We start from the raw sequence: 12,851 nt of genomic DNA, 5'->3' as shown, positions 1-12,851 counted from the left end.
TTTACGGACAAAAATGAATTCTGAAACTAAAAAAGATTTTAGTCAGTTAGGGCTAAATCAAGATATCGTAGATACTGTTATCAAATTAGGATATGAAAACCCTACACCAATTCAACAGTATGCTATTCCATATATCTTATCGGGTAGAGATGTGCTAGGCCAAGCACAAACAGGTACAGGTAAAACAGCAGCATTTGCATTACCTTTAATAAATAACATTGATTTAAAATCTAAAGATAAAGCACCGCAAGTGTTGGTATTAGCTCCTACTAGAGAATTAGCTATACAAGTAGCTGAGCAGTTTGAAGCATTTGCCAAAAATGTGCCAAATTTAGATGTTGCTTGTATCTATGGTGGTCAAGAATATGGTTCACAAATTAGAGCATTAAAAAAAGGTGTCAAAGTAGTAGTAGGTACCACCGGGCGTGTCATGGATCATATTGAAAAAGGTACGCTAGAGCTTGATAACCTAAGAGCACTAGTCTTAGATGAAGCTGATGAAATGCTTAGAATGGGCTTTATTGATGATGTAAGATTTGTCTTAAGTCATGTCTCTGATGAGTGCCAAAGATTACTTTTCTCAGCAACAATTCCAGTCGATATTGCTGATATTATCCAAGAATATCTAAGAAACCCTTGTAAGATACAAGTAAAAGCTAAGACAAAAACTGCCAACACAGTTACACAAAAATTTATTGTAATAAAAGGCTTTAGAAAGATAGATGCTTTAGATAGATTGCTTGAGACAGAAGAAACTGATGGTGTTATTATCTTTGTTAAGACTAAAACTAGCACGATTGAAGTAGCAGATAACTTAAAGGCGCTAGGCTACAAAGTGGCTGCTATAAATGGTGATATGCAACAATCGCAGCGTGAATATATTGTTGATCAATTTAGAAGTGCTAAATCAGATATCCTTGTTGCTACAGATGTAGTAGCTAGAGGTATAGATCTTGAGCGTATTAGCCATGTGGTTAACTATGATATGCCTAATGATACAGATACTTATGTACATAGGATTGGCCGTACAGGGAGAGCAGGGCGTGAAGGTACATCAATTTCTTTAGTACCACTAAAAGAAATGAGATTCTTGCGTACCCTTGAGAGATTTACTGGCTCACCAATGCAAGAAGTATTTATGCCAAGTGCCAAAGATTTAGCCCAAAGTAGGGTAGAGCACTTCAAAGCTAGAATAATTTCAGCATTAGATAAAAATAAATCTTTAGATAAGTATAAAGATATTATTACCGAGATCCGTGATCAGTTAGAACTTGATTCGGAAGAACTTTTAGCTGTTCTTACGCTATTAGCTCAAGGTAAAAAAACTTTCTTCCCAAGAGAGATCCAAGCTAAAGAAGAAAAGCCAACTCGTGATAACAGAAATTCTAGAGATGGCAGACGAAATGAAAGGTCTGAGCGTAGAAATGATCAAGGCGAGAGAAGTAAGCGTTTTGATAGAGCAGATAGAAAACCGCGTCGTGCTGTAAATATTGATCTAACTACATATAAGCTAGATGTTGGGCGTGGTAACGATGTTCAACCGAGAAATATAGTTGGAGCTATAGCTAATGAGGGTAATATTGACAGTAAACATATCTGTAATATTTCTATCCAAAAAGATTATACATTAGTTGATTTACCGGCGAACCTTTCACCAAAAGTTATAAATCATCTAAAAAATGTTTGGGTTGCTGGTAAGAAGTTAAACCTTACAGCTCAATAATCTTGTTTATAAATTTTTATAGATTCAAATAATTAATTTTTAGCATATTATTCTATTTATAGCCCTAAAGTTGTATAATTGGTCGGACTAACTATTTAATTATGATTTTTACAAATGAGTAACTATATCTTTATAGTTTCTGCGCCATCTGGTGCTGGTAAAAGTTCTTTATTAAAAGCTTTTTTAGCAACTAAAGTAGGTAAAGAGAATTTCACTATAGCAACATCTCATACTACTAGAGAGCCTCGAACTGATGAGGTCAATGGTAGAGAATATCATTTTGTGACAATTGCTGAATTTGAACAAATGCTTAACCAAGATGGCTTTATCGAGTATGCCAAAGTTTTCAAAAACTACTATGGTACCTCAAAAGCTGAGATTGATAGCTTACTTGCAGCTAATAAAAATATAATCCTTGAGATTGATTGGCAAGGTGCACAACAGACACGTGCTATTTACGGTGATAGAGCTAAGAGTATATTTATACTGCCGCCATCTTTAGATGAGTTAAGAAAACGCCTAGAAAAAAGAAATACTGATTCTAAAGAAACTATAGATTATCGTATGGAGCAAGCAGAGACAGAGATTTCGCATGCCACTGAATATGATTGCCAGTTAGTTAATGATGATTTTAGCCAGTCATTAGAACAATTATGCCAATACTTCGCAAAAAATATCCAAAGTTAAAGACTAAGGAGAACATTTAAATGGTAAATCAACAACTTATAAAAGGTAAAATATCACAAGCTAGACAACATCTACCAAGCTTAAAAATCGCCGCTACAGAAAAACAAAAATATATGCAGGAAATCCAAGAGTTATTAGAACAAAATAATGCTTGTTTGGTAGCGCATTATTACGTCGATGCGGAAATTCAGGAATTAGCTGAAAAAACGGGTGGGTTTGTCGGTGATTCACTTGCTATGGCTAAGTTTGGCTTAGAAAGTAACTGTGATACTCTAGTAGTTGCCGGTGTTAGGTTTATGGGAGGCTCTGCAAAAATTCTTAGTCCTGAGAAAAAAATCCTAATGCCAACTTTAGAAGCTGAATGCTCATTAGATTTAAGTTGTAATAATGGCGAGTTTGAAAGATTTATAGCGGCTCATCCTGATAGAGAAGTTGTTGTATATGTCAATACTTCTGCAGAGATTAAAGCCTTAGCTGATTGGACTGTTACTTCTTCAAATGCTTTGGAGATTTGTTCTTATTTACATAAGCAAGGTAAAAAGATTCTTTGGGGACCAGATAGATTTCTTGGTGATTGGATTGCTAAGCAAACTGGTGCGGATATGGTACTATATAATGGTAGTTGTATTGTGCATGAAGAGTTTAAGGCTCAAGCTCTAGATGATTTAATACTTGAGCATCCAGATGCTGCAGTTTTGGTACATCCTGAATCTCCGGCAGAGATTATCAACAGAGCTGATGCAATTGGTTCAACATCTCAATTAATAGCAGCAAGCCAAAAGCTTAACAATAGTAAATTTATTGTTGCTACAGATACTGGTGTATTCTATAAAATGAAACAGCTATCGCCACATAAAGAGTTTATTCCAGCACCTACTGCTGGTCGTGGCGCAACTTGTCAATCATGTGCGAAATGTCCATGGATGAAGCTAAATCAGCTTAAAAATTTAAAAGAATGCTTAATCAATCAAACTAATGAGATATTTATTGATAAAGAGGTGCGTCAAAAGGCGCTTACCCCATTAAATAGAATGATAAATTTTTAGGAAATAGTATGTCTGAAGTGATGTTAAATACTAATCAAATTAGTAAAGTTCCTGATAGTGTTATCACAAGGTTAGTTAGAGAGTCTTTAGCAGAAGATATAGCAACTGGAGATATCACAGCACAGCTAGCTGAAGATGTTGATACTACAGCATTTTGCATCACTAGAGAAGATATGATCTTATGTGGTCAAGATTTTGCTAATGAAGTAATTAATCAGCTTGATAAAAGTATACAGATAACTTGGTTATATAATGATGCTCAAAGAGTACCAGCTAATGCAAAAATATTTGAACTTAAGGGTAATGCTCGAAGCATCTTAACCACAGAAAGAACAATGTTAAATTTTATCCAAATGCTTTCTGCTACTGCTACAGCAACAAATAATCTAGTCAAATTAATTTCTCAATATAAGACAAAGCTACTTGATACACGCAAAACTATCCCAGGGTTTCGCTTAGCACAAAAATACGCAGTTAGGTGTGGAGGAGGCTTTAATCATCGTATTGGTTTATTTGATGCTTATTTAATCAAAGAAAATCATATTCGCTCAGCTGGTGGTATTGCCAAAGCTGTTACAAAAGCAAAAAAAATAGATAGTAGTAAAGTTGTTGAAGTTGAAGTTACAAATTTAGATGAATTAAACCAAGCGGTAGCTGCTGGAGCAGATATTGTAATGCTCGATAATTTTAGCAATGCTGATATTGATACAGCTGTGAGACTTACTAAAAATAAAGTAGCATTAGAAGTCTCTGGGAATATCGATAGTAAATCTATAGTTGCTATGGCCAAAACTGGCGTTGATTTTATCTCTGTTGGAGCAATTACTAAACATATCAAAGCAATAGATTTATCGTTGCAGGTTCAGTTGTAGATATGATTATAAAAAAGCATGATGTGGCTATAATAGGTGGTGGTTTAGCAGGTATAGTTGCTGCTATAGAGCTAGCTGAGCATAATTTAGATTTGGCTATTATCTATGATCAAAAAATTAATCATTGTGCTAGCTCGTATGCTCAAGGTGGAATTGCTGCTATAGTTTCTAGTGATGATAGTATTGAGTCACATGTTGAGGATACGTATATCGCTAGTGGCAAGCTTGCAAAGCTTGAGAGTATTACTCAAGTTGTCAAAAATTCTAAAACTGCAATAACATGGCTAGAGAAGCACGGCGTTGAGTTTGATAGAAAAACAAATGGTGAGTATAGCCTCCATCTAGAAGGAGGACACTCCCAAGCAAGAATACTACATATCAAAGACTATACCGGTAGGGCAGTTATTGCAAAGTTATATGAGAATCTTGATAGTTTTAAAAATATTAGTATATATCCCGAACATAATGCTATAGAGCTAATAAAAAAAGATAATAAATGTATCGGACTATATAGCTATGATAGCAAATATCAAGTTACTAAATTTATCACAAAAAAAGTCATACTTGCTTCAGGTGGCGCCTCAGGATTATATAAGTATGTGACTAATGCTACAGCTGGTAGTGGTAATGCGATGATTATGGCGTATGATATTGGTTGTCAGCTTGAGAATCTAGAGTTTACTCAATTTCATCCAACATGTTTTTTTGCTAGAAGTGTTGCACCATTTTTAATCTCAGAAGCTATTCGTGGTAGTGGTGCTGTGCTAGAAACTGCCAAAGGTGTCAGAATTATGAAGTCAGTTCATCAGCTGCAAGATTTAGCTCCAAGAGACATTGTCGCCAGACAAATATATATAAATATGCAAGCAGGTAGAGAGGTTTATCTTAATGCGACGCATCTAAATACAAGTCAATGGCAGCAAAAATTTCCATATATTTATGAAAAGCTACTAGAGAATAACATTAATCCAGCTAATGATAGAATCCCAGTAGCTCCAGCTGCACACTATAGTTGTGGCGGTATTAGTGTAGATAATAATTCTCAGACTAGTATTGCTAATCTGTATGCTGTAGGTGAGGTTGCTTGTACTGGATTACATGGCGCTAATAGGTTAGCAAGTAACTCATTATTAGAGTGTATTGTCTATGCTTTAGCAGCTAGTGAGGATATTTTAGCTAATATAGATGATAGCTTTACTGAATGTAATCAAAAACTAGAATTATTTAACTCAAGTAGTGATTATTTACAACAACTAAATCAGATACGCCAACTAATGTGGGATAGTGTTGGCTTGGTTAGAAGGCAAGCAGAGCTTAGAAAAGCATATCAGCAACTTTACCTATTAGAACAATCAATAAATACAAACACGGCATTAGGAAGATATGACTATAAACTAGAGGCTTATAGAAAAATAGTTAAGCTAGCTAAGTTGACGCTCGAGCAAGCTATCAAACGCAAACAAAGTGTTGGTAGTCATTTTTTAATTCAAAATGAGGAAGATAATGAAAGGTAAAATTTTTTCAATACCAAAAGTTGTTTTACAAGTTCATCTTGATGGTGGCTTGCGTGTAGAGCTGCAAGAGCTGCTTTTATTAATGATGATAACAAACAAAAAATAATCGCGAAACTAAAAAATTTTGCTAAAGCTGAAGAGTACTATGATCTTATTATAAGCTGTTTGATTCTTACAGCTATTACAGCTATCAGCATTGCATAGATAAAATTGATAATTACTGGTACGATATAGCCAAATATTGCAAAATATACGCCATCAAGGTAGATAAGGGCTTTTTGTGGTGTTTTATCAATATAACTAGCAGCCCACTGAATGAAGTCTTCATTAAAGAACAGTTGCGGGGCGATTTGGATTTTTGTAGTAAAAACAATATTGCATAATGCGCCAACAAAAATCCCTGGATTTGTAAGTAAATGCTGATAATCTATATTGCTAATCTTAAATGATTTAAAGTAGACAATCTCTAAGTGGTTATACTCACATAAAATAAAGATTAGTAAAAAGACTACTATATAAATTCTAAAGTTCAGTGGTGGTAGTTTATTTAGTAAATACAGCTTGATAGCTAAGGCGACTAAAATCACAAAAGTAAATGCTATTAAAAATATTCGCGCATTTAGATAAGAGCTTAAAACTAATATAAAGGCACAAAATATTAACCAATTAAATAATTTCCATAGCTTTGGCTTGATGATAGTGCTAGTGGTATCTTGATCATTATTTTCGAGTTCTAATGTGTCAGTAGATTTTTTGTTTTTAAACAACATAGGGTTAGATTTATTTGTTTTTTTATACTATTATGGGGTTTAAAAAATTTTTGTAAAACATTATATTATTAAAATCACAGCCTAATAAAGTTGAATGTATGAAAAAATACATTATAGTGACACTTTGCCTTGCTTTTTATAGTTCATCATTTGCGATGGCACAAAATAACGCCGCTAAACCTTCAGTAGAGTGCTATAAGACTAAAATCATAAATGCCGATCAGCAAATTATACAACTAATTGCTGAGCGTCGTGGTTTAAGAGATAAAATGCTAAAGCTTGAGCAAAAGCAAAATTTACCAAGTTATGATCCATTTAAAGATCAATCACTAGTAAATACACGCACATCGTTTGCGTTACAGTACGATGTTTCTCCAAAGTTAGTTGCTGAGATTTTTGATATTCTAAATAGCAAAAATTTACAACCAGCAGATCAAAGTTTTTAATAAAAAATGTATAAGAGGTGAAAATAACATGTCTATTTATGATTTTAAGCTAACTGCGAATGATGGGTCGGAATATAATCTACCTAAAAATAAAGTGCTTTTGATAGTTAATGTCGCAAGTAAGTGTGGCTTTACTAAGCAATATCGTGGTTTGCAGCATTTGCATAAAATATATCCAGATTTAGAAATTGTGGCATTCCCTTGTAATTCATTTGGTGGACAAGAGCCTGGTAGCGATGAAGAGATTAAAAACTTTTGTGAAACTAACTATAATGTTACGTTTCCTATTATGAAAAAAATCAAAGTAAATGGTAAAGAAGCTGAGCCATTATTTGAGTATCTTAAAGAAAGAGCAAAAGGGGTATTAGGAACAGAAAGGATCAAATGGAATTTTACTAAGTTTTTAGTATCAAAAGATGGTGAGACTGTGGTAAGGTATGCACCTAAAACTATCCCAGAAGATTTAATCCCAGATATCGATAATTTTCTAAAAGATTAAAGATAATATATAATTGTGAGATTCACAGAGACATACAATTACTTAAAGCTCTTGATAGTGAGTTTAGCAAAAATATCAGCTTTAGATTTGATGCTAAGGATGTTGGGCGTGTTATTGCTGAACGAACTTGTAAATATGATAAATATTAAAAAGTGGTGGTATCCTAGAGGCACAGAAAATCAAGAAACTAGCTGATAGTGCAGGTATCTCATCTACGGTTGGCTGTATGATGGAGTCGCCAACTTGGTATCTTAGCTACGGCAAGTTTTGCTTTAGCTGAAGGCATTACGGTAGCTGACCTTTGATCCATTAGGTTGGGTGACTAAAGATAGCTGTGATTATATAAGCTTTAATAAGCCGAATATTATCTTAAAAGATAATCTAAAAGGATTCGGTTTTAATTTATAAAAAATACAAGGTATATGAACAAAGATAAAGTTATAGTTCTAGTGCATGGTTTCACCAAAAATAGCAAAGATATGCGTAGTTTAGTGAGCTTTTTAAAGCAGGATTATAATGATATTATAGCTGTGGATTTGCCAACTACTTTTGCAACTATTGATGTCGCAGTTACTAAACTTTGCCAAGTTATACAAAATACCCCAAAGACAAAGTCTATCACCTTTATAGCACATAGTATGGGTGGTATATTAGTTTGTAAGTGTATAGATAAGCTACAACTTGAAAATATTGATAAATGTGTATTTATAGCGACACCATTTACAGGCTCAAAAATTGCTGATTTTGGCGATAGAATCCCATTTTATTCTAAGATACTAAAACCAAATAAAGAGCTAAAAGTAACTGATGACTACCTTGAAATTTGTAATAAAGTTACAGCTAGGATCCCAGTTGGTCTAATTGCTGGTAATAAACATTCAAAACTTAATCTTTTGGCTAGATTTTGCCTAAAAAATGAACATGATGGCTTAGTTGAAGTAACTTCTGCTTTTGCAATAAATAGTGCTGATAGAATTGTCTTAAATAAAAATCATCGCAGTATTCATCATGATGATGAGACACTAAGTAAAGTAGCTTGCTTTTTACAAACTGGTAAATTTTTAAGCTAATCTGTGCTTATTTAAGCAAAATAAAATTAGCTGTAATTAAGCTAAGATAAAGTCTTGTGTTGGGAATGAAGCATTATTTGTTGAGTTTATTTGGTGGGCAAAAGTAGCAAAGCTTGTTGTAGTTAGGGTGATTATAAGAGTTGTTGCTAGTGCTAATTTTTTCATTTTATTACCTTTTAAATTTTTTAATCTTTGAAATTTATGTGACTATTATTACATCAGTTTTCATATATGTAAAATTAATGGTTTTTATAATAAATATCAGTTTAATTTATATAAATATGGATTTATGGCTGATTTATATTGAGAGTAAATATTGTTTTATTCTATTATAGAGATATATTCAGTAATATAAGCCGAGTTTATTATGGACTTTCTAACACAAAAACAAAATCGCCAAATTGAAGAATACGCTATTTCCCAAGGTTTAAATTTAATCGAAAATGCATCTGATGAGATTGTTAAGCTTATTTCCAATAGATTTAGTAGGCAAAATAAAATTTTGGTAGTAGTTGGCGCTGGTAACAATGGCAGTGATGGAATCGCAGCAGCTATTAAGCTATTTAATATAGGTTATGATGTCGATATATACAGAATCTTCTCAAAAGGTAATCAAGATAATCAAAGCTATTATGAAAAATTTTCTCAGCTAAAAACTCCTATTAACTCTCTAAAGCAAAGAGACCACGTCATTCCGGACACCGATCCGGAATCTCTTAAAAATACTCAAATAGCTTCAATATGTGATTATGATGTAGTAATTGATGGAATATTTGGTATAGGACTAGATAGAAATTTACAAGGAGATGTTTTAGAACTTGTCAAAACTATAAATCAAAATGCTAAATATACGCTTGCTATAGATGTACCAAGTGGTTTAGGTGCTTTTAATGCTAAGGTCTATGGTGAGGCAATCCAAGCTAATGCTACAATTACATTTCTCGCTGATAAGCAAGGTTTGCATAGTGGTGAGGGTTTAGATTATGCTGGCGAGGTGATAGTTGCTGAGCTTATTAGTCGTGATAATATTAGGCTTAGCAAGCCTGAGTATCAAGCCTATAAAAATAATATTCAAGATATAAATCTAGATAATATTCTTAGGAAAAAGAAAAATACTAATAAAGGCAGTTATGGCAATCTTGCTATAGTTGGCGGTAATGTCGGCATGAATGGCGCACTTCAACTAGCTGGTAAAAGTGCGCTATATAGTGGTTGTGGTAAAGTCTCGATGATATCTTTGGATAAAGATTTTCGTGCGGATATGTCTATACCTGAGCTTATGACTACATCATTAGAAAACGTTCCTAAAAATTTAAATACTTTTTCAGCTGCAGTAATTGGTATTGGTTTTGATACTATTCAAGAATCTCAGCAAGTCCTAGAAATGATAATTGAAAATCTAACTCAACCAGCTATCTTTGATGCTGATGCGCTAAATATAATTACTATAAATTCACAAATTAGGCAAAAGTTTATTAAATTAGAAAATAAGGTAATAACACCACATCCAGCAGAGGCTGCTAGACTACTTGGTTGTACTACTCAAAAAATCCAAGCTGATAGATTTGAAGCTGTTAGGCAGCTTACCAAAAAATATAATGCTGCAGTAGTACTAAAAGGTGCTGGTAGTTTAGTCTGTAAAGATGATGAAATCTATATAAATCCTACAGGTAACCAAGGAATGGCGGTAGCAGGGCATGGAGATATTTTATCTGGAATTATAGGAACGTTTTTAGCTCAAGGTTTAGATACTCTATCAGCAGCTAGATTAGCTGTATATATTCATGGTTTAGCTGGTGATAATCTTGCCGAAAAGCTTGGTGGTTATATTGGGGTGCTACCGAGTAGGGTTGCTGAGGAGGTTTGCACGGTTTTAAATTATGTAGATAAAACAATATAACAAAATATTTTTAAGAAGTAGCTTGATATATGATTTTTATATGTTATATTTAATTATCGACAAAATAAAATATAAAATATGTATCTAAAAGATTTAGCTGAAGTATATGTAGGTGTACCAATAGCTCGCTACAAATATAATGAAAATAAAGATGCTCAAAAATTTAACTATCAGCTTTTTAGTCAAAATATGCTAAGTGATACTGCAATTTTTAGGAATGCTAAAGCAGAAATTTTTTATGCAAATAAAGATTTATCAAATAGCTGTACTAAGCAAGACGATGTTATTTTTGGTTTAAGAAAGCCAAACCAAGCAATATTTATAGCTGATAATGCTACAGATCTATTGGTGCAATCTTACTTTGCAGTTATTCGTTGTGATAAAAGCAAAGTTCTATCAGAGTATTTAGCATTTAAATTAAATACTGTAGAAGTGCATAATCAACTATTCAAAAATATTCAAGGTGGAGCTATTCCTCTTGTAAAAATTCAAGATGTCAAAAATATTAAGCTAAAACTACCGAGTCTTGAGCAACAAGCTAAAGCAATTGAAATGTTAAAAACAGGTTATCAAGAGATAGATGTTTTGAGAAAGCTGATAGAAGAAAAACAAAAGATACTAAAAGTGATAGTGTAAATACTATTCATGAAAAAAATAGTCATTCCGGACTTGATGGTAAAACAAACAAAACCAGTCATTCTGAACTTGATTCAGAATCTCTTAAAAATTGGATAGAACTACAAAGATTCCGTGTCGTAGCACGGAATGACGGAGAAAAGAGAATATAAATAAAAAGGTAAAGAAAAATGCAAAAGACAACACAAAAAGAAATCAACCAAATAGTTTGGAATGCTTGCGACAGTTTTAGAGGATCTATAGATGGCTCAGTATACAAAGACTATATTTTAAGTATGCTATTTGTCAAATACTTATCTGACTTTTATAAAGAAAAAAAACAGCAGTTATCACTAAAATATAATGGCGATGAATCAAGAATAGAAAGAGCATTACAGAGAGAGAAGTTTACTTTAGATGATAGTTGTACTTTCGATTATCTATTAGCTAACAAAGATAAAGAAAATCTTGGTGAAATTATAAATGCTGCTCTAGATAGAATAGAAGAGGATAATCCTATTAAACTAACAGGTATTTTTAGGGGTGTTGATTTTAATGATGCTAAAAACCTTGGAGATACTAAAGAGCGAAACAAAATTCTAAAGCATTTATTAGAAGATTTTAGCAATCCAAAGTTAGATTTATCTCCGAGCAAATTAGAGGGTAATGATGTCATAGGGGATAGCTATGAGTATCTGATAGCTAACTTTGCAGGTGATGCAGGTAAAAAAGGTGGAGAGTTCTTCACACCTAGTCAGGTATCATTACTTTTAGCTGTGCTAGCACAAGCAAAAGAAGGGGATGAAATTTATGATCCAACTTGTGGTTCTGGTTCATTATTGATAAAAGCAGCTAAGGAAATAGGCTCAGAAAACTTTGCTCTATATGGACAAGAGAAAAATAGTGCTACGCATTCATTATGTCGTATGAATATGTTTCTGCATGATATAAATGATGCAAATATTCAGCTAGGCGATACGATTAGAAATCCTAGAATTTTAGAAAATGATAAACTTAAAAAGTTTGATGTAGTTGTAGCAAATCCACCATTTAGTTTGGATAAATGGGGTGCTGATGATGTCGCAAGTGATGTATATAGCCGTTTTGAGTTTGGTATACCACCTAAATCAAAAGGTGATTATGCGTTTATCCAGCATATGCTAGCTAGTCTAAATGAGTCAGGTCGCATGGCTGTAGTTGTGCCTCATGGGGTGCTTTTCCGTGGTGCTGCAGAGGGCAAAATTAGACAGCAGATTATAGACAACAATCTCCTAGATACTGTGATTGGCTTACCAAGTAATCTTTTCTTTGGGACTTCGATACCTGCTTGTATTATGGTGTTTAAGAAGCAAAAAGATAGTAAAGATGTACTTTTCATAGATGCTAGCAATGAGTTTGAGAAAGGTAAAAATCAAAACAAGCTAACCGATGAGCATATCAAAAAGATAGCAGATACATACAAAGCTAGAGCAGAGCTAGACAAATATAGTCATATTGCAAGTTTTGAAGAAATACAAGAAAATGACTACAACCTAAATATACCTAGATATGTAGATACTTTTGAGGAAGAGGAACCTGTAAATATAGAGGCGACTAAGCAAGCTATAGCAGAGCTAGAAGCAAAAAGGGAAGCTCTAAAAACTAAAATGGCTGAGTATTTAAAAGAGTTGGGTGTTTAACTAATTGAAAATTGATAGTGGACAATTGAA

The 12,851-nt window shown here is 33.3% G+C and carries 13 protein-coding genes and 1 pseudogene; 12 read left to right on the top strand and 2 right to left on the bottom strand.

The annotated features are described in order from the left end of the window. Positions 1 to 13 precede the first annotated feature (13 nt). The 5 genes from CGC45_RS04830 (at position 14) to nadB (ending at position 5,842) form a co-directional block, all read left to right on the top strand. Positions 14 to 1,723 (top strand): DEAD/DEAH box helicase, encoded by a 1,710-nt coding sequence (locus CGC45_RS04830; RefSeq protein ID WP_071629217.1) that lies wholly within the window; start codon positions 14 to 16, stop codon positions 1,721 to 1,723. A gap of 114 nt (positions 1,724 to 1,837) precedes the next feature. Then, the gene (gmk, locus tag CGC45_RS04825) at positions 1,838 to 2,410 is read left to right on the top strand and encodes a guanylate kinase (RefSeq protein WP_071629216.1); all 573 of its coding nucleotides are present in this window, start codon (positions 1,838 to 1,840) and stop codon (positions 2,408 to 2,410) included. A 20-nt stretch (positions 2,411 to 2,430) separates the two neighbouring features. Further along, a complete protein-coding gene (gene nadA / locus CGC45_RS04820; RefSeq protein ID WP_071629215.1) occupies positions 2,431 to 3,456 on the top strand; it encodes a quinolinate synthase NadA in 1,026 nt (341 codons plus the stop codon). An 8-nt stretch (positions 3,457 to 3,464) separates the two neighbouring features. Next, complete coding sequence (gene nadC, locus CGC45_RS04815) at positions 3,465 to 4,328, top strand: carboxylating nicotinate-nucleotide diphosphorylase (protein WP_071629214.1); 864 nt, start codon at positions 3,465 to 3,467, stop codon at positions 4,326 to 4,328. A 2-nt stretch (positions 4,329 to 4,330) separates the two neighbouring features. After that, a complete protein-coding gene (gene nadB, locus CGC45_RS04810; protein WP_071629213.1) occupies positions 4,331 to 5,842 on the top strand; it encodes an L-aspartate oxidase in 1,512 nt (503 codons plus the stop codon). Between the two features lie 143 nt (positions 5,843 to 5,985). On the opposite strand, the gene CGC45_RS04805 is transcribed toward nadB, so the two are convergent. Then, a complete protein-coding gene (locus tag CGC45_RS04805) occupies positions 5,986 to 6,612 on the bottom strand; it encodes a hypothetical protein (protein ID WP_071629212.1) in 627 nt (208 codons plus the stop codon). Between the two features lie 98 nt (positions 6,613 to 6,710). Here CGC45_RS04805 and CGC45_RS04800 point away from each other — a divergent pair, with 98 nt between their 5' ends. From CGC45_RS04800 to CGC45_RS04780, 4 genes and pseudogenes are all read left to right on the top strand, one after another. Beyond that, on the top strand, positions 6,711 to 7,058 hold the full coding sequence (locus CGC45_RS04800; protein WP_071629211.1) for a chorismate mutase: 348 nt from the start codon (positions 6,711 to 6,713) through the stop codon (positions 7,056 to 7,058). Positions 7,059 to 7,086: 28 nt separating this feature from the next. Beyond that, positions 7,087 to 7,557 (top strand): glutathione peroxidase, encoded by a 471-nt coding sequence (locus CGC45_RS04795; RefSeq protein ID WP_071629210.1) that lies wholly within the window; start codon positions 7,087 to 7,089, stop codon positions 7,555 to 7,557. Further along, positions 7,554 to 7,965 (top strand): annotated as a pseudogene (locus CGC45_RS09450) (hypothetical protein); the annotation flags it as partial. The gene CGC45_RS04795 and the pseudogene CGC45_RS09450, both read left to right, overlap by 4 nt. Positions 7,966 to 7,979: 14 nt before the next feature. Next, the gene (locus CGC45_RS04780) at positions 7,980 to 8,627 is read left to right on the top strand and encodes a lipase family alpha/beta hydrolase (protein ID WP_071629209.1); all 648 of its coding nucleotides are present in this window, start codon (positions 7,980 to 7,982) and stop codon (positions 8,625 to 8,627) included. Positions 8,628 to 8,663: 36 nt separating this feature from the next. Here the strand turns inward: CGC45_RS04780 and CGC45_RS09330 are convergent, their stop codons facing one another. Further along, positions 8,664 to 8,792: a hypothetical protein gene (locus CGC45_RS09330; RefSeq protein WP_257211270.1), complete on the bottom strand. Its 129-nt coding sequence runs from the start codon at positions 8,790 to 8,792 to the stop codon at positions 8,664 to 8,666. A gap of 202 nt (positions 8,793 to 8,994) precedes the next feature. Between CGC45_RS09330 and CGC45_RS04770 the strand changes: the two genes are divergently transcribed. The 3 genes from CGC45_RS04770 to CGC45_RS04760 all read left to right on the top strand — a co-directional run bounded on the left by CGC45_RS04770 (position 8,995) and on the right by CGC45_RS04760 (position 12,821). Beyond that, positions 8,995 to 10,527 carry a bifunctional ADP-dependent NAD(P)H-hydrate dehydratase/NAD(P)H-hydrate epimerase gene (locus CGC45_RS04770; RefSeq protein ID WP_071629208.1) on the top strand — a complete coding sequence of 511 codons (1,533 nt, stop codon included), beginning with the start codon at positions 8,995 to 8,997 and terminating at the stop codon, positions 10,525 to 10,527. Between the two features lie 78 nt (positions 10,528 to 10,605). Continuing rightward, positions 10,606 to 11,163 carry a restriction endonuclease subunit S gene (locus CGC45_RS04765; protein WP_071629207.1) on the top strand — a complete coding sequence of 186 codons (558 nt, stop codon included), beginning with the start codon at positions 10,606 to 10,608 and terminating at the stop codon, positions 11,161 to 11,163. Positions 11,164 to 11,333: 170 nt separating this feature from the next. Beyond that, positions 11,334 to 12,821, top strand: a complete 1,488-nt coding sequence (locus tag CGC45_RS04760; protein ID WP_071629206.1) for a type I restriction-modification system subunit M — start codon at positions 11,334 to 11,336, stop codon at positions 12,819 to 12,821. Positions 12,822 to 12,851 lie beyond the last annotated feature (30 nt).

It is taken from the genome of Francisella opportunistica, from assembly GCF_003347135.1.
Taxonomy (GTDB): Bacteria; Pseudomonadota; Gammaproteobacteria; order Francisellales; family Francisellaceae; genus Francisella; species Francisella opportunistica.
Note: the sequence above shows the minus strand (reverse complement) of the source record. Positions and strands in the feature narration are given on the sequence as shown.